General features: G+C 44.2%; 19 protein-coding genes. 5 read left to right on the top strand and 14 right to left on the bottom strand.

The window, feature by feature from the left end; all coding sequences use genetic code 11:
• Positions 1–114: 114 nt before the first annotated feature.
• Complete coding sequence (gene lnt / locus ABIC84_RS20810) at positions 115–1,749, top strand: apolipoprotein N-acyltransferase (protein ID WP_429264809.1); 1,635 nt, start codon at positions 115–117, stop codon at positions 1,747–1,749.
• 19 nt (positions 1,750–1,768) lie between these two features.
• Here the strand turns inward: lnt and ABIC84_RS20805 are convergent, their stop codons facing one another.
• The 8 genes from ABIC84_RS20805 to ABIC84_RS20770 form a co-directional block, all read right to left on the bottom strand.
• Complete coding sequence (locus ABIC84_RS20805) at positions 1,769–2,350, bottom strand: TetR/AcrR family transcriptional regulator (protein ID WP_090533491.1); 582 nt, start codon at positions 2,348–2,350, stop codon at positions 1,769–1,771.
• 99 nt (positions 2,351–2,449) lie between these two features.
• Entirely contained in the window at positions 2,450–3,199 is a 750-nt protein-coding gene (locus tag ABIC84_RS20800; protein WP_112656429.1) for an SDR family NAD(P)-dependent oxidoreductase, read from the bottom strand.
• Between the two features lie 364 nt (positions 3,200–3,563).
• Positions 3,564–4,430, bottom strand: coding sequence for an N-acetylglucosamine kinase (locus ABIC84_RS20795; protein WP_429264808.1), 867 nt, complete (start codon positions 4,428–4,430; stop codon positions 3,564–3,566).
• Entirely contained in the window at positions 4,427–4,807 is a 381-nt protein-coding gene (locus tag ABIC84_RS20790) for a response regulator (RefSeq protein ID WP_429264807.1), read from the bottom strand. The genes ABIC84_RS20795 and ABIC84_RS20790 overlap by 4 nt, the downstream gene beginning before the upstream one ends.
• Positions 4,808–4,848: 41 nt before the next feature.
• Complete coding sequence (locus tag ABIC84_RS20785) at positions 4,849–6,171, bottom strand: TolC family protein (protein WP_429264806.1); 1,323 nt, start codon at positions 6,169–6,171, stop codon at positions 4,849–4,851.
• A 6-nt stretch (positions 6,172–6,177) separates the two neighbouring features.
• Complete coding sequence (locus ABIC84_RS20780) at positions 6,178–9,336, bottom strand: efflux RND transporter permease subunit (RefSeq protein ID WP_429264805.1); 3,159 nt, start codon at positions 9,334–9,336, stop codon at positions 6,178–6,180.
• Between the two features lie 6 nt (positions 9,337–9,342).
• Entirely contained in the window at positions 9,343–10,425 is a 1,083-nt protein-coding gene (locus tag ABIC84_RS20775) for an efflux RND transporter periplasmic adaptor subunit (protein ID WP_429264804.1), read from the bottom strand.
• 7 nt (positions 10,426–10,432) lie between these two features.
• Positions 10,433–10,900 carry a MarR family winged helix-turn-helix transcriptional regulator gene (locus tag ABIC84_RS20770; protein ID WP_429264803.1) on the bottom strand — a complete coding sequence of 156 codons (468 nt, stop codon included), beginning with the start codon at positions 10,898–10,900 and terminating at the stop codon, positions 10,433–10,435.
• Positions 10,901–11,083: 183 nt separating this feature from the next.
• Here ABIC84_RS20770 and ABIC84_RS20765 point away from each other — a divergent pair, with 183 nt between their 5' ends.
• The 3 genes from ABIC84_RS20765 to ABIC84_RS20755 all read left to right on the top strand — a co-directional run bounded on the left by ABIC84_RS20765 (position 11,084) and on the right by ABIC84_RS20755 (position 16,594).
• The gene (locus ABIC84_RS20765; RefSeq protein ID WP_429264802.1) at positions 11,084–12,838 is read left to right on the top strand and encodes a M61 family metallopeptidase; all 1,755 of its coding nucleotides are present in this window, start codon (positions 11,084–11,086) and stop codon (positions 12,836–12,838) included.
• 665 nt (positions 12,839–13,503) lie between these two features.
• Positions 13,504–14,826, top strand: a complete 1,323-nt coding sequence (locus ABIC84_RS20760) for an APC family permease (RefSeq protein WP_429264801.1) — start codon at positions 13,504–13,506, stop codon at positions 14,824–14,826.
• A 121-nt stretch (positions 14,827–14,947) separates the two neighbouring features.
• Positions 14,948–16,594, top strand: a complete 1,647-nt coding sequence (locus ABIC84_RS20755; RefSeq protein WP_429264800.1) for a M28 family metallopeptidase — start codon at positions 14,948–14,950, stop codon at positions 16,592–16,594.
• A gap of 194 nt (positions 16,595–16,788) precedes the next feature.
• Here the strand turns inward: ABIC84_RS20755 and ABIC84_RS20750 are convergent, their stop codons facing one another.
• The 3 genes from ABIC84_RS20750 to ABIC84_RS20740 form a co-directional block, all read right to left on the bottom strand.
• Entirely contained in the window at positions 16,789–17,151 is a 363-nt protein-coding gene (locus ABIC84_RS20750) for a TM2 domain-containing protein (protein WP_091210286.1), read from the bottom strand.
• A gap of 502 nt (positions 17,152–17,653) precedes the next feature.
• Entirely contained in the window at positions 17,654–17,962 is a 309-nt protein-coding gene (locus ABIC84_RS20745) for a DUF2752 domain-containing protein (RefSeq protein ID WP_426583123.1), read from the bottom strand.
• Positions 17,955–18,365: a DUF4199 domain-containing protein gene (locus ABIC84_RS20740; RefSeq protein ID WP_426583125.1), complete on the bottom strand. Its 411-nt coding sequence runs from the start codon at positions 18,363–18,365 to the stop codon at positions 17,955–17,957. The genes ABIC84_RS20745 and ABIC84_RS20740 overlap by 8 nt, the downstream gene beginning before the upstream one ends.
• A 155-nt stretch (positions 18,366–18,520) precedes the next feature.
• Between ABIC84_RS20740 and mfd the strand changes: the two genes are divergently transcribed.
• Complete coding sequence (mfd, locus tag ABIC84_RS20735; RefSeq protein WP_429264799.1) at positions 18,521–21,868, top strand: transcription-repair coupling factor; 3,348 nt, start codon at positions 18,521–18,523, stop codon at positions 21,866–21,868.
• A gap of 188 nt (positions 21,869–22,056) precedes the next feature.
• Here mfd and ABIC84_RS20730 read toward each other — a convergent pair whose 3' ends face one another.
• From ABIC84_RS20730 to hpt, 3 genes are all read right to left on the bottom strand, one after another.
• Positions 22,057–23,118, bottom strand: coding sequence for a hypothetical protein (locus ABIC84_RS20730; RefSeq protein ID WP_426583129.1), 1,062 nt, complete (start codon positions 23,116–23,118; stop codon positions 22,057–22,059).
• A 165-nt stretch (positions 23,119–23,283) separates the two neighbouring features.
• Positions 23,284–23,751, bottom strand: coding sequence for a hypothetical protein (locus tag ABIC84_RS20725; protein ID WP_426583131.1), 468 nt, complete (start codon positions 23,749–23,751; stop codon positions 23,284–23,286).
• Between the two features lie 148 nt (positions 23,752–23,899).
• Positions 23,900–24,439: a hypoxanthine phosphoribosyltransferase gene (hpt, locus tag ABIC84_RS20720; protein WP_429264798.1), complete on the bottom strand. Its 540-nt coding sequence runs from the start codon at positions 24,437–24,439 to the stop codon at positions 23,900–23,902.
• Between the last annotated feature and the right edge of the window lie 63 nt (positions 24,440–24,502).

Below are 24,502 nucleotides of genomic sequence, written 5' to 3'. Positions count from 1 at the left end.
CAATCGCACGGAAGCATAGCCGCTCTGTACAGCATGCGATTGCCACGCTACGCTCGCAATGACATTTTATAATTTTAAATATAAGCGACAACAGCATAATTCTTGTCACTCTACATGAAAAAAAACCTACCATTAGCCATACTATCTGGCTTGCTTTTATGGATAGCCTGGCCGCCTACTCCTTATACTACGTTTTTACTTTTCATTGGCTTTGTGCCTATGTTGCTGGCCATAGAAGACATCATCAATGATGACAGGCCTAAAAAAGGCAGACGGGTATTTAATGTAACCTTTATTGGCTTTTTTATCTGGAACTCATTATCTGTTTACTGGGTTTATAACGCGCTAAAGATGGTAGGCGAAGTTGTAGCAATTCCTATTACCCTTATCCCCTATTCGCTTGGGCCGTTGTTGATGGCAACGGCTTTCTGGCTGTATTACCGGTTGAGATTGGTTGCCCCTCGCTGGGTTGCACTAATTGGCCTGGTTTGCTTCTGGATCGGGTACGAATACCTGCATCAAAGCTGGGACCTCTACTTTCCGTGGATGACGCTTGGAAATGGCTTTGCCGTGGCCCATCAATGGATACAGTGGTATGAATATACCGGCGTATACGGCGGCACTTTATGGATCTGGGTAGTAAATATCCTGGCTTTTTTAATTTATACAAGCCTTCGCGAAGCTCAGACCAAACGCCACAGAATGGCGTTAATCACGGCGATTTTAATTGTTGTAACAGCGTCTCTTGGCTATTCATTATCGGTTTATCATAACTATGTTGAAGAAGTAAACCCATCAAACATCGTTATTGCCCAGCCCAATATAGATCCTTACGAGAAAGATGGCACCATTCCCCCGGCTTCACAGCTTGATATCCTGATCCAGCTTTCAAGACAGGTGGCCCAACCCAATACCGAATTTTTTATCTGGCCCGAAACAGCTATCCCTGCGCCTGTTTATATTAACGAAGAACAGATAGGCCAAAATGATTTTATTAAGCAGGCCCAGCTTTTTTTACGGAAATACCCTAATGGCAACCTGGTTACCGGCGCCGAAACATACAGGCTATATAACAACAGGGCAACACCAACGGCAGTTCCATCACCATGGGGCGGCGACCAGTTTGCCGACTTTTACAGCACAGCCCTCAATATTGAAAATGGCGACAGGATTCAAACCTATCACAAATCGCGATTAGTGCCCGGGGCCGAGTCATTGCCTTTCGGCAATTCACTTTCATTCCTGAAACCCGTATTTGAACATTTAGGCGGTGCTACCGGCAACTATGCTCCCGAAAAAGATGCAAAAGTGCTTTATTCGCAAAGCGGCATCGGGGTTGATCCGGTTATTTGCTATGAATCGATATGGGGAGGTTACATTGCCCGCTCTGTTAAAAAGGGTGCTCAGTTTATCGCTATTATTACTAACGATGGCTGGTGGGAAAACACATCGGGTAAAGACCAGCATTTAGATTATGCCAAACTTCGGGCTATCGAAACACGCCGCTGGGTTTGTCAATCGGCCAATACCGGTATTTCCGGGTTTATCAACCAGCGCGGCGATGTGGTTAAACATACAGAATGGTGGGTTAAAACCTCGATCAAGCAAGATATCAACCTTAATAGTGAGCTCACATTTTATGTTAAACACGGCGATTATATTCCGCAAGCCGGCAGCGTATTGGCAGGGCTTGGCATTGTGTTTTTACTGGGGATGAGATTGAGGAAAAAACAAACGTTAACAGCTTAGGAGGCCAACTTAAAGGCTGTTAATCAAGTACAGAAAGGGTGGTTTTTATAATATCATCAAAAAAAGCCTTATCGGCTGTGGCTTTAGCTGATACCTGCATGCCTCTTACCGCATTCATGATGAACCGGGCCAATGCCAGGGAATCCTGAGGGCTACGGATCTCACCACTGTCCTGCCCTTTTTTTATAGCCTGAAGAATGGCATCTTCAAACTGCTGCTCATTTCGGCATACCACATTCTTAACTTCAGCATCCAGCGATGCCAGTTCAATTTCGGCATTTACCATGAAACAGCCTTTACGTTGTTCATCGTTTAGCAAATCGCGCATGGTAAGCTCTAAAAGCTTTTGTATAGCCTCTTTGGCCGATGCTGAATTATTGATAATATCACACATCTGGTTTCCACCCGCCTTTTGATAGCTATCCAAAGCTTTAATATATAAAGCGTGTTTATCACCAAAAGTATCATACAAGCTCGAGCGGCTTATGCCAAGGCCGTCAACCAAATCCTGCATAGACGTGCCATTGTAGCCCTTGTGCCAAAAAATGCAAACGGCCTTGCTTAATACCTCGGCTTCATCAAAATCTTTACTTCGTGCCATAACAAAAAAGCTTTACCCGTTTTGGGCAAAGCTATTCATTTTTAATTAATTGTTTAGTTATACCCTTCCCCGTTTACGTTAACCGGGTTTTAGGCATGATTATCTCACACCGCCACTGGCCAGGATAATTTCACCGGTTAACCAGCGAGAATCATCAGATGCCAGGAATACGGCAACAGGTGCAATATCATCCGGCTGACCGATACGGCCAAGCGGTGTGGTGCTTTCAATTTGTGCTTGAAAATCACTGCCGATAAAACCTGCGGTGTGTGTTCCTTCGGTTTCGACCATGCCCGGGTTGATGGCATTCACACGGATCTTCTTAGGGCCAAGCTCTTTTGACAAAACCTGGGTAATAGAATCAACCGCGCCTTTAGTACCTGTATAAATAGCACTTTGCGGAGGAGTAATACGGGTTACCGTTGAGCTTATGTTGATTATACTGCCGCCTTTATCGCCAAAGCTATTTACCGCTCCCTGGGTAGCAAGCAATAAGCCCAGTACATTGATATCAAACTGGCGGTGAAATTCTTCTTCGGTTACAGCTTCTATCGGTGTAAACTGATATACACCGGCATTGTTCACCAAAACATCAACACCACCGAAAGCCTCTTTTGTTTCTGCAAAAAGGCGATCAACGTCGGCCTTCTTTGCCACGCTGCCTTGTACGGCGATAGCTTTGCCGCCTTCGGCGGTAATTTCGGCCACTACTTTATCAGCACCATTTTTATCTGATGCATAATTTACTACTACTGCAGCACCTGCCGAAGCCAGACTTTTAGCTATACCTGCGCCAATACCTTTTGAAGCTCCTGTTACTACTGCAACCTTGTTTTCTAATTTTTTCATTTTCTGGAAGATTAATTTAATTTGGATCAATCGTTCCACAAATATAAACCCATTTTGGAACAATCATTCCTGAATTAATTTTTATTAGGCTGGGATGACAAATGAAGGGGGGGCACACTGGCGAACGTAATACAGATTTGTCAATCCAACAATACAATTGTCCATCATAGCTAAAAATTGGTGTCATCCCGAACTTGTTTCGGGAACCCACATGACAAGCCACATGAAGTATACTTAGCAAGTGAGGTGCTGAAACAAGTTCAGCATGACGGATGGTGGAGACGTCATTTTACCTTCAGAGTTCGCCGGATTTAATTACTCAGAATGACAGGTGCTTTTTAATCTTGTATGGGTATAATTCAAATTACTCTTCTGTTGCCATTTCATTCCTTTTCAGGATAAAGGCCATTAGGTCATTGATGGGGTGTTTGATGATCTTCCCGGTTTTTACGCCGTGCAGGTGGCACAGAGACACAAGCTCCTCAGAAAATGAATAAGCTATGGAGCCAACAAAGTGGCATTTATATTTATGATACTCAGGGTATGATTTGATATTGGTTTCAATAAATTCAACCAAACCGTCAACCAGCATGGAGTGGCCGTATTCGGTGGCTTTTATTTCACTTACAAACTTACTGAACGATGCCAGGTAAGTATTGGCATTAGGCTTTTGATACACATTTTTGATCACGATCTCCTTGTTCAGGTGGTAAGCCTTATCAAACTTCTGGCTGATATCATACGGCATATTACCATATAAAAAATCAGTGATCAGCTTTTTGCCAAACCAGGTGCCTGAGCCCTCATCGCCCAAAACAAAACCAAGGCCATGCTGTCCGTCGTAAATTTCCTCGCCGTCAAAAAAAGAGATATTACTGCCGGTGCCCATTACACAACAAATACCCTTTTCCTGGCCACAGGTTGCATAAGCGCAACCCAGGAGGTCGCTGTCAACGCTGATATAAGCTTTATTAAAATGTGTGCTCAGGGCATTTGATACAATCTCATGCCTGTCGGGGCTGCTGCATCCGGCACCAAAAAAATAAATTTCAGAAATTTCGCCGGCAAACGCCACCATTTCAGGGGCTTGCTCCAGCACAATGCGGGCTATCTCTTTTTCGGTTAAAAAATACGGGTTTAATCCCGCGGTAAGGAATGAGCGGGTTTCCTGGTCTGAAACGGTCAGCAGCCAATCGGTTTTTGATGATCCGCTATCTGCAACTAAGATCATTGACAAATTTCTTCAAGCGCTTTAACTGTAAGTGGCTTATGAATAAACTGTGTAATATGCTTATTATCTTCCGAGTTCCTGATATCGGTAGGATCAAGCGATGACGATAACATATATATTTTTATTCCTTTTTTAGCGATATCCAAACCGGCAAATTCTTGCAGAAACTCAAAGCCGCTCATCATTGGCATCCTGATATCTAAAAAAATAACATCGGGGTTCACCGATCCATCTTTTAATGATTCAATAGCTTCCATTGGCGAGTGACGCACGATGATATCTTCGGCAAAGTTGCTGCTTTCCAAAACCCGGCGTGTTATAAAGCTATCAATGTAGTTATCATCAATAAGCATACAGGTTTTGAAAGGCGCGGTCATGATTCAAAAATAAGTTTTTAAACTTATTATTAAAATATTTTTTATTTGATGTTAATGCTGTTGGTTATCTGTTTTAACATGATCTCGGCCTGTTTACTTTGGTATTGCGCGGCAAAGAATTTTGATTGCGCGTCAAGATAGTTACGCTGTGCTTCCCTTACCTCAAGCGGGGTAATATTACCTAACTTATACTTATCAAGCGTAATATCCAGGTTTTTTTTGTTAAGGTTTACATTGGCTTCTTCCAGCTTTACCAGGTCAAGCCCCGAAAGGTATGCCACAAACAAGCTGTTGATCTGGCTTTCAATATCCAGTTTGGTTTGTTTAGCGGCAATGCCGGCATTGTCAATCTGGATTTTCGCATTTTTTTCGCGCCTGTTTTGGTTAAAGCCATTAAAAATATTGATGCTTGCCGTGAGGCCGTAATTAAAGCCATGTACATTTTGCGACAAGGTAAACCCTGCCGGTGTTTTGCTGTTGGTAAAGGTATAGCCTGATGTTAGCCCCACCTGCGGATACCGTGTGGCCCGCACCTGTTTAAGGTTGATCTCGGCCAGGCGCTGGTTTATTTGTGACGATAATATCGCCGGATTTTGCAGTTGCGCATTGTTAAGCACATCGGCCAGCGCAAGCTTTTCATCAACTATAATAGTATCGGCAACAGAAAAATCGGTTTGCAGGTCGCGGATCAGTAACTGGTTAAGCTGTATTTTGGTTGTCTTGAATTGCTGGTACTGGATCACCAGGTTACCGGTATCTGTATTCAGGTTTACCTGGGCATTCAATACTTCTAATCGCGAAGCCCTGCCTACAGCAAACTTATCATTGGCAATGCGCAACTGCGTGCGGGAAATATCAATAGCTCCTTTCAATGCCTTGATCTGTTCGTTTTGGCTGATCAAATTATAATAAGTATCGATAACACTGGCCACCGTCCTTTGTATGGTATCCTGTAATCGCAGTACACCCAGTTTATCCATCTGCTTTAGCTGATCATAATTTGCAAACATGGCAAAGCCATCAAAAATTGTCCAGTTAAGGTTTACCCCATAATTATTATTGGAGTTTTTGGCATTGCGGATATTGTTAACCGTACCATCATTACGGGTTTGCTTGGTTGTTTGGCGACTGTTATTGTCATTAAAGTCGCCGGTAACCACCGGCAAAATCCCTGCATTACCAAGTGTAACATTATTTGATGCTATGGTTGAATTGTTTTGCGACAACTTGATATTGTAGTTGTTTTTCAGCGCTATTTCAACAGCATCTTTTAAAGTAAGTAAGGGGGCATCCTGCTGGGCTAAGGCTATGGTTGATATCATAGCGAAACAACAAACCAGGCAGGCTATTTTCTTGATCATCATATTATGTTACAAGTTTTCGATCAGTTTAGGTTCTTGATGGTGCGGGTGGCGTGCAGCTTCGGCCATTTCTGCTTCGGCGGCCATATCCTCAGGATCGTGGTCATGGTCTTTACGGCTTTTAGCGGCCAGCAGCAGGTACATCATCGGGATAATATAAAGCGTTAACACCAATGAAAACAGCATCCCGCCCATAATCACAATCCCCAATGAAACACGGCTTTTTGCACCGGCGCCCAGCGCAAACGCAATAGGCACGGCACCAAGCACTACGGCTAAGCTCGTCATTAATATTGGGCGTAAACGCGCGGTTGCAGCTTCAACAACCGCTTCATATTTGGCTACCCCCTGTTCCATCCGTTGGTTTGCAAACTCCACGATAAGAATACCGTTTTTTGTTACCAGCCCCACAAGGGTGATGATTCCGATCTCACTGAAAATGTTGAGGGTTTGATTAAACAACCACAGTGATAAAAACGCACCGGAAATAGCCAATGGCACGGTAAGCATCACGATGAATGGGTCCATAAAGCTTTCAAACTGGGCCGCCAGTACCAGGTAGATCAATAACAGTGCAAAGCCAAAAGCAAAAAGAATGTTTGACGAACCTTCGGCATAGTCACGTGAGGGGCCGCTTAACGCGGTACTAAATGTATCGTCAAGTAAGCTTTTGGAGATCCTGTCCATCTCCTTGATACCATCGCCTACAGTATAACCCGGAGCAAGACCGGCCGAAAGTGTTGCCGATTTATAACGGTTAAAATGGTAAATGGCTGGAGGCGTGGCGCCTTCGGATGTTTTAACTACGTTATCCAGCTGAACCAACGTCCCTTTTGAGCTGCGCACATAAATTGATTTCAGATCAAGCGGCTGATCGCGGTTAGCGCGGTCAACCTGTGCTATTACCTGGTATTGCTTACCGTTTATCAGGAAGTAGTCGAGCCGGCCTGCGCTATAATATAATTGCAGCGTTTGGGCAATATCATCAACCGAAACACCTAAGTCACGGGCACGCTCACGGTCGGTAACCACGCGCAACTCGGGTTTAGTAAATTTGAGGTTAACATCCGTTCCCTGGAAAACCGGGCTTTTTGACACCTCGGCAAAAAAGGTCGGCAGCACTTTACGGATCTTTTCAAAATCCTGATTTTGGATAACATACTGCACCGGCAACGATGTTTTTGATCCGGAACCACCGCCACTGATAGTTTGCTCCTGCACCACAATGGCACGCGCATCGGGCATTTTGCGTAGCTTACCATTCAGCCAGTCGGCAAGTTCCTGCTGGGTTCGTTTTCGTTCATCCGGACCAACCAGCCCTACCCTGCCAAAGCCGGTATTTGAAGCACCGCCGCCGCCAAATGATGGCGAAACAATTTCAAGGTTAACATTGGCCTCCGGAATTGAATCTGCAACCAGGTTAGATACCTTATCCATATACCGGGTCATGTACTCATAGGTTGCGCCTTCCGAACCGGTAACGCTGTAACGGAGCAAACTACGATCATCAAGCGGGGCAAGCTCGGATGGGATAACTTTTACCAGGATGCCGATAATAACCAAAGATGCCCCAAGAATGGCAAATGATACCCATTTGCGCTTCATGAACTTAATGAGCGATTCGGTATATGAAGTGGTCATATTAATGAAGAACGGCTCCGTTCTTTCATAAAACTTCGATTTCTTTTGGTTTTTGCGAATCAGCTTAACGTTAAGCATCGGTGTCAATGACAGGGACACGAATGCCGATATCAACACAGCGCCGGCTACCACTACCGCAAACTCGCGGAACAAACGGCCGGTGAAACCCTGTAAAAACACAATAGGCAAAAACACAGCTGCCAGCGTAACTGATGTAGATACTACCGCGAAAAAGATCTCGGCCGAACCTTCAAATGCCGCTTTACGGATAGCCATGCCAGCCTCTACCTTTTTATAGATATTTTCTGTTACCACAATCCCGTCATCCACCACCAGGCCCGTTGCCAGTACTATCCCCAAAAGGGTTAAGATATTGATAGAGAACCCAAAGATATACATGATAAAGAACGCACCGATCAATGATACCGGGATATCTATCAGCGGGCGGAAAGCTATCAGCCAATCGCGAAAGAAAAGGTAGATGATAATTACCACCAGTACAAAGGCCACGATCAGCGTTTCCTGCACCTCAGATATCGACTGGTTAATGAACCTCGTATTATCCAAAGCCACTTTCACCGAAATATCGGGCGGAAGATCTTTTTTAATCTGCTCTAAACGGGTATAAAAATCCTTGGCTATCTGTACATAATTAGCACCCGGCTGCGGTACCAGTGCCAGGCCAACCATCGGCACCCCCGACTCTTTAAATATGGTTTCCTCGTTTGCAGAGCCCAACACAGCATAACCAATATCGCTCAGCCTGATCACCCTGTTGCTGTCGGCACGGATAATGAGGTTGTTAAAATCTTTTTCCGTTGCCAGTTTGCCCAAAGCCCTGATGGTAACTTCGGTATTATTACCCTCAATTTTACCGGCGGGCAACTCTACGTTTTCTTTAGCTAAAGCCGCACCAATGTCGGTAGCTGTAACGCCAAGTGCCGAAAGCTTGGTAGGGTCTATCCATAGGCGCATAGCATACTGACGCTGTCCCTGTACGTTAATGGTACTTACGCCGGGGATGGTTTGCAAGCCTTCCAGCAGCACATTTTCCGCATAATCATCCAGCTGGTTTATGTTACGGGTGTCACTGCTCACGGTAAGGGTAATGATCTGGTCGGCGCTGGCATCGGCCTTGGTTACTACTGGCGGGGCGTTAATATCCTGCGGCAACTGGCGCTGGGCCTGGCCCACTTTATCGCGCACGTCGTTTGCAGCGGTTTCCAGGTCGGCATCAAGGTCAAACTCAACGGTGATGTTGCTTTGCCCAACCGAACTGGTTGACGATATGTTACGGATGCCCGGCACACCGTTGATGGATTTTTCAAGCGGCTCTGTGATCTGTGATTCAATTACATCGGCATTGGCACCGGAGTAACTGGTTGACACCGAAATAATGGGTGGGTCGACCGAGGGAAAATCCCTCACGCCCAAAAACTTATAGCCGATAATACCAAATACAACAATAACCACAGACATTACTGTTGCCAATACCGGCCGCTTAATACTTACTGAGGATAAACTCATATTGGTTTATTTAATAACTTTTAAAATTTTCAAAGGCACTTTTGGCCGCATTTGGATCAGGCCCGATACTACCACACTATCGCCAGGCTTTAAGCCTTCAATTACCTGGATCTTTGTATCGGTACGCAGATCTGTTTTTACCGGTTTTGACATGGCCTTACCATTGTGGTAGATCCAAACCAGGCTACTTTTCAAATCGGGAATAACCGCTTCGGTGGGCAGCAAAATGGTTTTAGGAATTTGATCAAGCGTTAAATTGATCTTGGCAAAGCCGCCCGCGGTAAGGATCCCTTTAGGATTGGGTGCCTTAGCGCGCACAGTAATAGTGCGCGAGCTTGCATCAATTGAAGGGTCAATGGCATATACCGTACCCACGAAATTCTCCATCGAGCTTTCAGTTTTGAACCTGATCTTACTGCCGGGGCCAAGTATAGAAAGGTACCTTTCAGGCACAGCAAAAGTTACTTTTGCCGGATCGATATTAACCAGATCGGCAATAGGCGACGATGGCGAGAGGTAACTGCCCGGGCTCACATTCCTTAAACCGATAGTCCCCGAAAAGGGCGCTCGGATCTCGGTACGGGCAATCTGCGCCTTAATTACATTTGCGGCAGCTTTTAACGAGTTTAATGAAGTTAATGAAGTATCATATTCCTCCTGGCTTATAGCTTCTTTTTGAAGCAACTGGCGGTTACGGCTTTCCTGTTGCTTTGCCAATGCCACCTGGTACTGGTTTTGCTGCAATGATGCTTCTAAATCCTGGTTGTACACTTTGACCAGCAACTGGCCCTTTGTTACTTTAGTACCCTCATTAAAATAGATCCCGGTAATATTCCCTGTTGTTTGGCTTATCAGGCTTACCTTTTCATTGGCATCAATGGTACCGGTAATATCAATAATGTTGTTTACGGCGGTATCTTTAACTATCATTACTTTAACCCCTACCGCGCCGCCGCCTTTTTTCTTATCGCCCTTGCCCGAAGCCATAGCCGCGGCCGATTTCTTTGCCCCTTCGCTAAAAAATTTATTGTAAATTAAATAGGCAACCAGCAGGGCCAGCGCCGTGTAAATAATATATTTCGTTTTCATACTTTGTTTAATCCGTGTGTGATTTAGCTTGTAGGGTTATTTCGGGTGATATCAATGGTTTTAAATTTTTATGCATGCGGGTAAGTACGCTTTCAAATACCTGCATATCGGCTTCGGATATGCCTTCGGTAATATCTGCGTTGATGGCTTCAAACGTTTCAATGATCTGCGGAACGGCCAGTTTTGCCTTATCGGTAACGCGAAGCAATTGCTGCCGCCTGTCGTTCGGGTTGTTTTCGCGGTAAACAAAGCCTTTTGCGGTAAGCAGGTTAATGATGCTTACCATGGCCGATTTATCCTTGCCCAGCAGGTTTGCCAGCGCGTTTTGGGTAAGTTGCCCGTCATGAAAGTAAATGAGCGAAAGTATATAATGGTACCGGGTAACATCCAGGTGAATGGTATGCTTTACCAGTACATTCAGATACAGTTTACCTAAGCGTATCAGCTTGCGCGAAATAGGTTCAATCAGTTCCATTTACTTAAAAATCGATGTAAAACTAATAGCATAATATCAACAATAGTTGCATGTATCAACCATTTTACAACGGTGTTTAGGGCGCTGTAACGCCACATACATAACTGATTATATAATATTTTATAAATTGCGGCCATGAAACTGACCAACCTACGCACGCTATTTTTTTTAACGCTTTTTATTATGAGTACTACCATCAGCGAGGCCGCCGCCAACGCTCAGATTACCTACAATGTTTCGTTTCCTGAAGCCCAGGCCCATTATGCTGATATTGAAATGCATATTACCGGCCTTCAGCAAAACACCCTTGAGCTTAAAATGCCGGTATGGACACCCGGCTCATACCTGGTGCGCGAGTTCGCAAAAAACATCGAATCATTAAGCGCCGAAACCAGTGGCAAACCAGTTGCGGCACCCAAAATCAATAAGAATACCTGGCAAATTGTTACAAAAGGAATTTCATCAGTAACTTTAAAATACAGGGTTTATGCTTTTGAGTTTTCAGTACGAACCAGTTTTATCGATGCCTCGCATGCCTTCCTTTCAACCACCGGCATCTTTATTTACCCGGCCAATATGCAGCATTCACCAGCTGTTATCCACATTAAACCATATAAAAACTGGGATAAAGTTTCAACCAGTTTGGAAATGGTAAATAATGATCCTTTTACACGTTTATCGCCCAATTTTGATATCCTGTTCGATTCGCCTATTGAAGTGGGCAACCAGGATGTTTTTGGCTTTGACGCATCAGGCGTTCATTATGAGATTTGCATGTATGGCGGCGGCAATTACGATAAGGAAAAATTAAAAGCCGATATCCACAAAATTGTAGACCAGGAAGCAGCCGTTTTTGGCGAAAATCCCAATAAGCGTTATGTATTTATTGTGCACAACCGTTTACGAAACGGCGGAGGTTTGGAGCACCTGAGCTCCACCGTTTTAGGAGCCTCCCGCGATAACTACACTAACGATAAAGGCTACCAAAGCTTTTTAGGCCTGGTTGCGCACGAGCATTTCCATTTATGGAACGTAAAACGTCTGCGCCCGGTAGTGTTAGGCCCTTTTGATTATGATAATGAAAACTATACTACCAACCTTTGGATAGCAGAAGGTTTTACCGAGTACTACCAGGGTATCATTGTACGTCGTACGCAACTGTTCCCGGTTCAGAATTATTTTGATGTTTTGGAGGGCGAGTTCAATGTTCTGGAAAACCTACCCGGAAAAAATGTACAAACCGTTGCCGAATCAAGCTTTGACGCCTGGATTAAGGCTTACCGCCCTAACGAAAACTCTAACAATACTACTATTTCATACTACAACAAAGGGGCAATCATTGGTATGATGCTCGATCTGGAGATCATCAACAACAGCAAAGGCAAATACTCGTTAGATGATGCCATGAAGTACATGTACACCCAGTATTATAAAATCAAAAAGCGCGGTTATACCGATGCTGAGTTTAAAGCTGCCTTTGAAAAATTTGCAGGTAAAAAACTGGATGATTTTTACGCCAAATATATCAACGGTTTGGCCCCTGTCGATTACAACAAATACTTAGGCTACGCCGGATACAAAGTAGTTGATGAACTGGCCGATAAAAACGATGCTGCTTTAGGTATCACTACTACAACAACCGCAGCTAAAAAAATTATTGTTACGAGCGTGCAACGTGGTACTGCCGCTTATATTGATGGCATTAACGTAAACGACGAGATCACTGCTATTGACGGCACGCCGGTTACTGATGCTGCAACCCTTATCAATGGTAAAAATCCCGGCGATAAAATTGAAGTTACTGTAACCCGCGACGGGCAAGCTATGACCTTACCGGCTACCCTGCTGAAAAGCAACCGCGTTAAATACAATATTGTTACTGTTGATAGCCCCACCGAACAGCAAATGGTTGTTAGGAAAAAGTGGTTAAGCATATAACATTGCTTTTTTATAAAGAAGGCCGGCTGAGAAGCTGGCCTTTCTTGTTTAACGCCCGTCTCCAATCGTCATCCCGAACTTGTTTCGGGAACCCACAGGACAAGCCGCCGATTGCCTGGCAAACGTGCTACTTAGCGTGTGGGGTGCTGAAACAAGTTACCCATGACAAGAAAAAAAATGTGGTTTTTCGCAGCAGATCAGCTTCGGGTGAAAACGAGCAGAACGATGCTGGGCGGTGCGGCTGCAGGGGCATAGCAAGTTTTTGCAGAAGCGGAGGCATTGCGTGCGAGTCGGGGCAAAATAATTGCAGCCCGTGGTTCTGTTCGTTTTGCAGGGTGAAGGCCGCGCCGAGGGCTATGGGGCCAGGTTGTGCGCAAAGAAGCCTCTCTGCTGCAAGCCTTTTTGGTTACTTTTGTGGCGACAAAAGTAACTGGCCCCGCGCGGCCAAGAGCGCGACGATGTAAGTCAAATACTAATGAAGCCCGTTACCAGCCTGTCGGGGATTGCTTCATTCCTTACAGCAATGACGTGAACACAGATGTCATTTCACCTTCAGAGGCCACGGATTTAAACACTCAGCATGACGGTGAAAGGTTAGCATTTTAGAATATCCCCGTCAACAAAAAAATTAAAATATTAACACATAAGTTATATTTTTATAGCTTATGCCCTCTGCAACCTCATTAAAAAAAATACGCCCTATACAGCTTGTCGCTGTTATTTTTTTTACTGTATCCGGTGGCCCTTACGGCCTTGAGCCGCTATTAAGTTATGCAGGCAATCATGGGGCATTGATAATCCTGCTCATAACCCCGTTAATGTGGGATGTGCCAGCCATATTTACCGTGCTTGAGCTTAACAGCATGATGCCTGTTACCGGCGGCTATTACAAATGGGTAAAATATGCCCTCGGTACCCACTGGGGTTTTATTGAGGGCTGGTGGACCTGGCTCTATACTTTTGTCGACCTTGCCATTTACCCTGTGCTGTTTGTACAATACGCCGGTTTCTTTTTCCCCGAATTATTGGATTTTCAGATCCCGGTTTGTTTGGTGATCATCTGGGCATCAGCCGGGTTAAATATTTTAGGCATTATGCCGGTGGGTAGGGTATCGCTGTTTTTAAGCGCAGCTGTACTTGCGCCCATTATATTAATGATAGCATTAGGTATTTATCACCACAGCGGGCCAATGCACATTCCCACAACATCATTAAAAGGACTTAGCTTTCCGTCGTTTGGTATGGCTTTGTACACGGTAATGTGGAACTGCCTGGGCTGGGATAATGTAACCACCTATGCCGAAGAAGTTGAAAAACCCGTACGCTCATATCTTATTTCAATTTTTACAGCTTTCGCGCTGGTAATGGTGGTATACTTTTTTGCCATTTGGGTTGCCCAACAATCGGGCATTAACCACGATACATTAACCGAAAATGGGTTTCCTGCATTAGGCGTATTGATTGGCGGGCACTGGCTGGGTATAGTAGTAGCAGCGGGCGGTATGGTCAGTACCCTCGGCATCTATACCGCTGTATTGTTATCGGTATCACGAGTACCGCAGGTGATGTCTGAAGATAATTTACTCCCAAAAGGTGTTAACAAACTGCACCCGCGTTTTAAAACACCTTTTATTTCCATCATCATTTGCTCCATAGTAGTAAGTTTTATGGTATTGTGGACTTTTGCCGATCTGCTCATCATTGATGTAACCGTTTACGGCGCGGGGCTTTCTTTAGAGTATATCGCCCTCGTAAAACTCCGCGTCAAGGAGCCGATGAAAGAGCGGCCTTTCCGCATCCCGCTTAGTGTTACCGGCCTGTGCCTGGTTTTGCTGCTGCCATTTATTGTTTACAGCGTAGCGCTGGGCGGGGCATTAAGCTCAACACCGAAGGCCCTTTCGGCGGCTATATTTGCTTTGGTAGCATTATCAAGTGCGGAAGTGGCCTGGCAGGTTATCCGGCTATGCAGACCGGAACTAAAGCAGTAATTATACACGAATTGCTATCTCTCCCATAAAATTCGTGTCTTAAATTTCTTCAACGTTTCAATGATTGGATAATTGACCGGGATTTGCGTAAATTCGATCCTTTCCCGAAAACTCACATCATATGAAAATCAAACACCGATACCTGATGCTTATTGGTGGCCTTGCCATTTTAGCAGGCTGCCAGAATAATAAAAGCGTGCCGGCCGAAAAAGCTATTACCGCTGCCGAAATAAAAAAATATATCTCGGCTTTAGCCAATGATTCCATGATGGGCCGCAAACCTTTCACCGCCGGCGAAGACAAGGCGATTAAATACATTTCGGAGCAGTTTAAACTGGCCGGGCTCGAACCGGGCAACAATGGCAGTTATTTCCAGGATGTGCCCATGGTGCAGATCACCAGTACCCCATCCCCTGTCATGGAAATAACTGGCGGTAAAACGCCGCTCAGCCTGCATGCCACCACAGATTTCGTAACATTCAGCCGCCGCGAGGTTGATTCGGTAGCGCTTAAAAATTCGCCGCTGATTTTTGCGGGATATGGCGTTGTTGCTCCCGAATATCACTGGAATGATTATGCCGGACTTGATGTTAAAGGGAAAACGGTTGTGGTACTGGTGAACGATCCGGGATTTAAAAACGGCGATCCTACATTTTTCAAAGGCGATACCATGACCTACTACGGCAGGTGGACTTACAAGTATGAGGAAGCCGCGCGCCAGGGTGCTGCAGGCGTGCTTATCATCCACCAAAAAGAACCTGCAAGTTATGGATGGGAAGTGGTATCCAACAGTAACACAGGCGCCAAACTTTACCTGCAGCAAAAAGACAAGCATATGAACCGCTGCAAGGTTGAAGGCTGGATCACCGAAGATATGGGTAAAAAACTTTTAGCTGAAGTGGGCATAACCGGCGATTTCCGCGCCCTGGCCCGTAAAAAAGATTTTAAGGCCATCCCGCTTAAGCAATCAGTTACTTTAACCATCAACAACCAGTTAAAGTATTCTACATCGCACAACGTTATCGGCACACTTAAAGGCAGCTCTCAACCGGGCGAATATGTATTATACACCGCCCATTGGGACCACCTGGGCGTAGGTAAGCCTAACGCCAAAGGCGATAGCATTTACAATGGCGCGGTTGATAATGCCGATGGTGTGGCTGCTATTATCAGTGTGGCCAAAGCATTTAACATGGCCAAAGAAAAACCCAAACGCTCCATTGTATTTTTAGCCGTTACAGCCGAAGAACAGGGTTTACTGGGTTCGGAATATTATGCCACCCATCCTATTTACCCGGTTAACAAAACAGTTGCCGATCTCAACATGGATGCCCTGGGCGATTACGGCGAAACCAAAGACATAGCTGTAACCGGTAAAGGTCAAAACGATTTGGAAGATTATGTTGATGAAATAGTAAAAGCACAAGGGCTTAGCACTGTTGGCGACAGGCACCCCGGCTCTGGCAGCTACTACCGGTCGGACCATTTTAACTTCGCTAAGGTTGGTGTACCGGCTCTTGATATTAACAATGGCAGCATCAGCGCAGTACATGAGGGCAGCTACGGCGAAGCCAAACAAAAAGATTATGGCGACAACCGCTATCACCAACAGGCCGATAATTATACCGACACCATGGATGCCACCGGCATGGCACAGATAGCTAATATCCTTTATGAAGTTGGTACTAAGCTGGGCAACGAAACAATCTTCCCCGGCTGGAAAAATGGCTCGGAGTTTAAGGCGATAAGGGAGAAATCGATGAAGTAAAGGCTTTCTAATCTTAAATCGTCATTGCGAGGTACGAAGCAATCCCGAACTATACAGGGCGGCCTTGCATGGTTTACCTTCAAGTCGGGGATTGCTTCGTTCCTCGCAATGACGATTATTTTTAAAAAAAAATCCACCCCGTAACAGAAGGTGGATTTTTTTATTATATAGTGAAACTATACCCTTAAAGGGATTTAGTTGCTCATTTTAGCTATGTTGAAGCTTTCGTAGGCCATTTGCCTGTTGTAATCGTTGGCGATGGTTTTGTAGTTGATGAGGTCGACAATGGTACCGATGAAACAAAAACCGGCTGTGAAAAAGTACAGGATCCCCATCCCAATCTGGTCAGTCATGAAACGCTGTACGCCTGATACGCCAAGAAAGCCGGCAAGCGTAGCAAACATGATGTCTTGAGGGTTACGCCTTTTGCTGGCATAAAATGACATGAAAGTGCGGGCCTGGTCTTCTGTTAATGAGGCGGTAGCCTGTTGCAGAAATGTATATTCTTCGGGAGTGATACCGTCGAAAGACATATATGGATTTTGATAAGCGTTCATTTCAGTAAGTTTTAAAGTTTGTGATTGTTTTATGATATAAAGGTACAGCAGCAGCCATGAAACGCCTACAGGAGATAGGTTAGCGGAGATAAGTAGTCGGTGAAATGATGGGTTTTGACGGTAAAAGTAGCGTGGAAATTTTACCGAGGATAGGAGTAGCAATAAAATGTCATTGCTGTAAGAAACGACCTGAGAAATCCCGGAAAAACCGTGATGACGTATAAAGTATATTTTGGCGATAGTGCGCTGGGGTTGCGTTAGTGATAGAAGCGGATACCAGCCTCGTGGCTAATGCCTGTGCAGTATGAGCACGGGCCGCAGGCAACGCCCAAATTTATAATATCGATCAAAAACGCACCTAATAATCAAAAACTTATAATCACATCATTATACAGAAAGAAGCAATTGCACGGAAACATGGCCACTCTGTGTAGCATGCGATTGCCACGTCGCGCCCTGCTCATACCCCCCCCGCTCCTCGCAATGATATGATTTATAAAATTTAGGTAAGGCTCTTAAACTGATTCCTTTCCAGCAGCCTTGCTTTGGTAAGCACATAAATCCGGTTAAAGATCACTGCTACAGCAGGGATGCCAAGCCAGTGGGCGCGGAACGAATTGCTGATATCGCCGTGGAAAAGATAAATAATGCTATGCCCAAGGCCGCAGCCCGGACACCAGCCTATGCCCATCAGCTTAAGAGGGCACAGAGTAAAGTGCGATGCTTCGGTTGGCGAGGTCATCGCCAATGAAAGCATCGCCGCTATCCAGAACAAAAGTTCAAAATATTTTGAAAAAAATCGTTTAATCAAGTTTGTTCGCTTTGTTGGTGAATAATAATGATACCGCGAAGGCAAGCAGTACCCCAACTATCAATGCACCAAAGATTCGTTCAGAAAAATCCTTTATGTTAGCATCTGCCGACGATATGTAGCTGATATAAAGTATTGAGCCGAAAACGGCGATGATGCCGCCTACAATTAATATCTTAAAGCTTTGAAAAAGGGCTTCCAAAAAGCCCATCTGGCCATTACACTCGTTTTTCCGATAACTCATGATGCCGAAAAAAAGACCGATAGCCGGTATAATAAATGAAAAGTATTCGACTGGGGCCACAACGTCTTTTTGCGGCATAACGCCAAGCCGTGGCATAGCAAAGATCCAGATGATACTTAATACGCCGATGATACCCCCTGATAACACTGCATTCTTCATAATTATATAATTAAGATTGATTTATAAATCGGTATGCGCGTTTACATACATAAATTTATCATTAAAAAGTAAATAAGCCCTCATATTGTTTGCATTAATTTTTAGCCAGCGCTTTTTTATTTTGGCTTTTCTTTTTTGTTTATCTTTGCCGCGGTTTGAACATCCGTGATATATTAGACAGATATAAGGCTGATGACCGGATAAAAGCGTTGGCTACCGCGCTTAACGCATCAAAAAATCCAAGGGTACAGCTACGTGGTTTGGTGGGATCAAGTGATTCGGCCATGGCGGTAGCATTGTATTTTTTGCAGCACAAACACATGGTATTTGTGCTGCCCGACCGCGAAGAAGCAGGCTATTTCCAGGCCGACCTGGAAAACCTCACCGGCAAAGAAGCCCTGCTGTTCCCCTCATCATACCGCAAGCCATTTGAGTTTACCCAGCCCGACAGCAGCAATGTGCTTGCCCGTGCCGAGGTTTTGAATGAGCTTAACCATAGTACAGAATACGGCCAGCTCATTGTTACCTACCCGGAGGCCCTGGCCGAAAAAGTAATTGATCGCTCTTCGCTTGAAAAAAACACACTTGAGATAGCCGTTGGCAATAAGCTCAGTATTGATTTCATTAATGAGTTTTTGATAGAGTACGATTTTGAACGGGTTGATTTTGTATATGAGCCGGGGCAATTTTCTATCCGTGGCGGTATTGTTGATATCTTCTCTTTTTCGCATATGCTCCCCTACCGGGTTGAGTTTTTTGGTGATTTCATTGAGTCGATCCGTACGTTTGAAATCGAGAGTCAACTATCGGTTGAGCATGTTAAAAGCATTACCATTGTTCCCAACGTACAATCTAAATTTCTAACGGAGAATAACATCTCCCTACTTGAATATGTGGAAGCAGGCACGCAGGTATGGATCAAGGATGTTCAGTTTACGCTGGACATTATCCAAACCGGTTATAAAAAGGCTGTAAACCTTTGGAAAGCCCTCTCTGCAGATGAAAAAGCTCAAAACCCCGATTGGATTGACCCCAAATTTGGTTTTACCGACGAAAAACTGATTGGCGATCAGCTGCATGATTTCCCTGTGGTTGAGTTTGGGAAGCAGTTTTTTTACCATGATGCTACCGCTATCAATTTTGATATGCGCCCGCAGCCATCGTTTAATAAAGATTTTACGCTGCTCATTCACAATTTCAAAAACAATGAGTCTGACAAGATAGAGAACTTCATCTTTACCGATTCGGCCAAACAGGTTGAGCGTTTATACGCCATTTTGGACGACCTGGACAAAACGGTAAAATTTACGCCGGTAAGCATCTCCATACGCGAAGGTTTCATTGATCACGAACAAAAGATAGCCTGCTATACCGATCACCAGATCTTTGACCGTTACTATAAATACAAAACCCGCAAGGGCTACCAGCGTTCCCAAGCTATTACACTAAAAGAGCTCCGCGACCTTAAACCCGGCGATTATGTTACCCATATCGATCACGGCATAGGCAAATATGCGGGCCTGGAAAAGGTTGACGTGAACGGCAAACAGCAGGAAATGATCCGCCTGATTTATGCTGATAACGACCTGCTGTATGTGAACATCAACTCGCTTAACCGTATCTCCAAATTCAGCGGTAAAGAAGGCTCCGTTCCCAAAATGAACAAGCTGGGTACCGACACCTGGGAACGTTTGAAGAAAACAACAAAAAAAAAAGTTAAGGACATAGCCCGCGACCTGATCAAGCTTTACGCCGTGCGTAAAGCCCAGCATGGCAATGCCTTTTCGCCTGATAGCTACCTGCAAACCGAACTGGAAGCATCATTCCTGTACGAGGACACTCCCGACCAGGAAAAAGCCACTGCCGATTTTAAAAAAGATATGGAGTCGCCCCACCCTATGGACCGCCTCATTTGCGGCGACGTGGGTTTTGGTAAAACGGAAGTTGCTGTTCGCGCGGCATTCAAGGCAGTTGCCGATAGCAAGCAGGTGGCGATACTGGTACCAACTACTATTTTAGCCGCACAACATTACAAAACCTTTACCGACAGGTTAAAAGGCTTCCCTGCCAATATTGATTATGTTAACCGCTTTAAATCAACCAGGCAGATCAAGGATACCCTGGAGAAACTGAAAGAAGGCAAGGTTGATATCATCATAGGCACGCATCGTTTGGTAAGCAAGGACGTGAAATTCAAAGACCTTGGCCTAATGATCATTGACGAAGAGCAGAAGTTTGGCGTATCAACCAAAGAAAAGCTGAAGCAAATGCGCGCCAATGTAGATACGCTTACCTTAACAGCAACGCCCATTCCGCGAACGCTTCATTTTTCGTTAATGGGTGCACGTGACCTTTCTATCATATCAACTCCCCCGCCAAACCGCCAGCCGGTTGTTACCGAGCTGCATGTGTTTAATGATAAACTCATTAAAGAAGCAGTTGAATTTGAGATTGACCGCGGCGGACAAGTATTCTTTATTCACAACCGCGTGGCCGATCTGCCGCAATTGGGCGGCATGATCCGTAAGCTGGTACCGAAAGCCCGTATAGGTATAGCCCACGGCCAATTGGAAGGTGACGATCTGGAAGATGTAATGCTTAAATTCGTGAACCACGAGTATGATGTGTTGGTAGCTACAACCATTATTGAGGCCGGCCTGGACATTCCCAATGCCAATACCATTATCATCAACTACGCCCATATGTTTGGATTGAGCGACCTGCACCAGATGCGCGGCCGTGTGGGCAGGAGTAATAAAAAGGCGTATTGTTATTTGCTAAGTCCGCCTTTGTCAACGTTAACCAGCGAGGCGCGCAAGCGCCTGAGCGCCATTGAAGAATTCAGCGACCTGGGCAGCGGCTTCAATGTGGCTATGAGGGATTTGGACATCCGCGGCAGCGGTAACCTGCTTGGCGCCGAACAAAGCGGCTTCATTGCCGAAATTGGCTTTGAAATGTATCATAAGATCCTCGACGAAGCCATACAGGAACTTAAGGAAGATGAGTTTAAAGGCGTATTCCCAGAGGATAAGCCCCGCCCCTACATTTCTTTTACCCAAATTGATACCGACCTGGAGATCCTCATCCCCGATGAGTATGTAACAAATCTCTCCGAGCGATATAACCTGTATACCGAGCTTTCCAAACTGGAAAACGAGGTAGAATTACAGGCCTTTCAACAAAAACTGAACGACCGTTTTGGCCCGGTGCCGGCCCAGGTTGACGGTTTACTCAATACCCTACGCCTGCAATGGCTGGGCAAGGCCATTGGTTTTGAAAAAATCTCGCTCAAGAAAAACGTTTTGCGTGGTTATTTTATCACTAACCAGCAATCAAGTTACTTTGAAACCGAGGTCTTCCGTAATGTGCTCGACTTTGTGAAGAATAACCCAAGGCGCACCAATTTGAAAGAAGTTAAAAACACGCTCCGATTGGGCATTGAGGGAATTGATAGTGTTGACGAGGCGGTGAGCATGCTGAGCGAAGTGGCGGGGATAATATAATCATCTCCTGTTGTCATATCCCCACGACAACATAATGTCTTTCTATGTATTGGAATTCCAACAATGGTGAAAAGTTTTCATGAGGACATGCACACGCAACAGCACGTCTTTATATTAAGTTCGCATAATGCGTTAACCAATCAAACTTAATGACTAAATTTCATCTGCTAACATTATCTACGGCAGCATTACTCAACAACAAACTCACTAAAAGAAACCACGGAATGCTGAGCGCTGTAAGACCCATTAGTTTCATAATTTAAAGGTATTATTATCTTGGTTTTAAGGGGAATTCCATAGTATTTGTGTGGCATCCAGCCGCTTTCCCTCAATAATATCGCGGCTATCTTTTCTTTTATGGCGCTGTCCAAATCGCCCAGTACTTCGGGATGGGAAAGCGAACCATCTTTCTCAATAATAAACGAAACGCTTACATTCTTCAATGAAATTTTTTCGCCATTTGAACCCCGGAAACCTTTAATCTTTCTGTTTATTAAATCAATAAAAACCATGAGGCTATTTTTATACATACCCAAAGTGTTTTCTTCTGTAAAAGGGTAGGCAACACCGTTTCTATCAATCCCTGTCCCTCTGATGAACTTTCCTTTTTCGTATTGATATGTATATTTAATAGAATCGGCCTCTCCTGTTTTTCCGTGCCATATTCCTTCGGGAAGTCCATTTATAACTTCGCCTTCAAGTATCATGTTTTTAAATTCATCGTCATACACAGTCCAATGGCCTCTTCCATTTTCGCAAATTAATTTACCAGAGGGATCATAACAATCAAGGTAAAGGCTCTTGACGTAAAAAACTATCTTACCGTGTACGTTTTTTGTTCGCGAAAACAACTTACCTGTGGGATAGTATAGATACTCGTCCCCATCTTTATATCCGTTTGAATAGTGTAGTATACCTTTTCGCTTGCCATTCGGGTAAAAACTAACGCAATCTCCAGTCAATAGCATTGTAGCCTTTTTGAAATAAAAGGGCCCATCAAAATAAGACTTGCCTATAAACTTTACATTTCCGTTGGTATAGTACTCTTTAACATTTGGCATAACATCCCCTGAATCAGCGGGCAAAATGGCCCTGACATAATCGGCGCTATCAATTGTGGTTACAAGTATATCCTTGCCGTCTCTATTTAAGTTATGCTTGAAATAATAAACAATTGTATCGCGCTGCTGACAACTGGCAGATGCGGCAAAACAAAATATTGAGATAAGGAATAAAAAGGCTTTAAACATAGAATAAAAATATAGAAAATAGTCTTATTCTGAAACTCTTAAACTTTCACTGTCGAGATTGCCCCAAAATCTACAAAAAAGCTCGCATTTTAAATATGCGAGCACTTTTGTTGCTTCAATATCCACTGTAAGACGAAACTGAGTTAGCGTTCCGCTTATAAAAAATTAATAAACCGCTAAGCTGTAATTAAGCGTTTGTCCTTCTTGCAAAAACAAATTCGGCGCTTTTGCTTTATCCGAATCGTTGATAACGCCATCGTTATTGGTGTCTTTAAATTTCACGGAACCAATTATTGCTGCAGGTGTTTGTTTAGGGCTGCTGTCAATATCGGCCTGGGTTTTAAAAATACCTATCGGAATCAGTCCATTGTAATAGCTTTTTTGGGTCCCCTTTTCAGCAACAATGTAATATTCTCCTATATAGGCAACTACTGCAGTCGCTTTTCCTGACGCATCCGTAGTAAGTGTGTATGAAGGCGCTTCCCCGGTGTTGGGTTTGTTTACGTCATCGTATAGTTTTACTGTTGCACCTGCCGATGCAGCGCCAGTCTGACCATCAGTTATGGTAATAGCAACGGTTGAAGTAGCCGACCCTTTTTTATCACATGAAGAAAACAAAAACGATGCTGCCATGCAGCCTGATAAAAGTAAAGATGTATATTTCATAAACCCTAAAACGAAACAAGGGAGCTATTGTTTTAATCAGTTGTTAAAAAAATTACCCATAATGTGCTATACATCAATAGCAACCGCCAAATTTCCTGTTAAGATCCGTTTAATCTTATCCTACTTTTTTATAAATATCTTTTAAATTACGCCCCATTTCCTTGTAATCAAGGCCATAACCTACTACAAACTCGTTTTCTATTTCAAAGCCCACATACTTAAGCTCCTCTATCTTTTTTTGAAGAGCGGCCGGCTTTAATAATAATGAGCATAACCTTAATGACGCGGGCTCTCTTTCCTTCAGTTTCTGAATTAGATAGTGAGCTGTATTGCCCGTATCAACAATATCTTCAATAATAAGTACATCGCGTCCCCTAATATCAACCGTTAAATCAATATCTTCCCGTATTTTTAGCGTACTGGAGACGCCGCCATAGTATGATGCTAATTTGGTGAAGTTAATTTCGCAGGGAATGCCCACTTGTTTGATCAGGTCGGCTATAAAAAGAAAACTGCCGCTGAGTACGCCTATAAAAACCGGTATTCTATTGCTATAATCCTCATTTAATTGTATGCCAATTTCTTTCACACGTTCTTCAATCTTATCGGCAGTTAGTAGTATCTCAAATTCCAGATCGGCTATTTGTTTTGTCATTGGGTTTAGTTTGTTTTTTAAAGGCAGTATAGTTCCGCGGTTTACATTAATCCCGGCGAAATT

The organism is Mucilaginibacter sp. 3215 (assembly GCF_050433785.1).
In the GTDB taxonomy this organism is placed as follows: Bacteria; Bacteroidota; Bacteroidia; order Sphingobacteriales; family Sphingobacteriaceae; genus Mucilaginibacter.
This window is presented reverse-complemented; position numbering and strand designations above follow the sequence as displayed.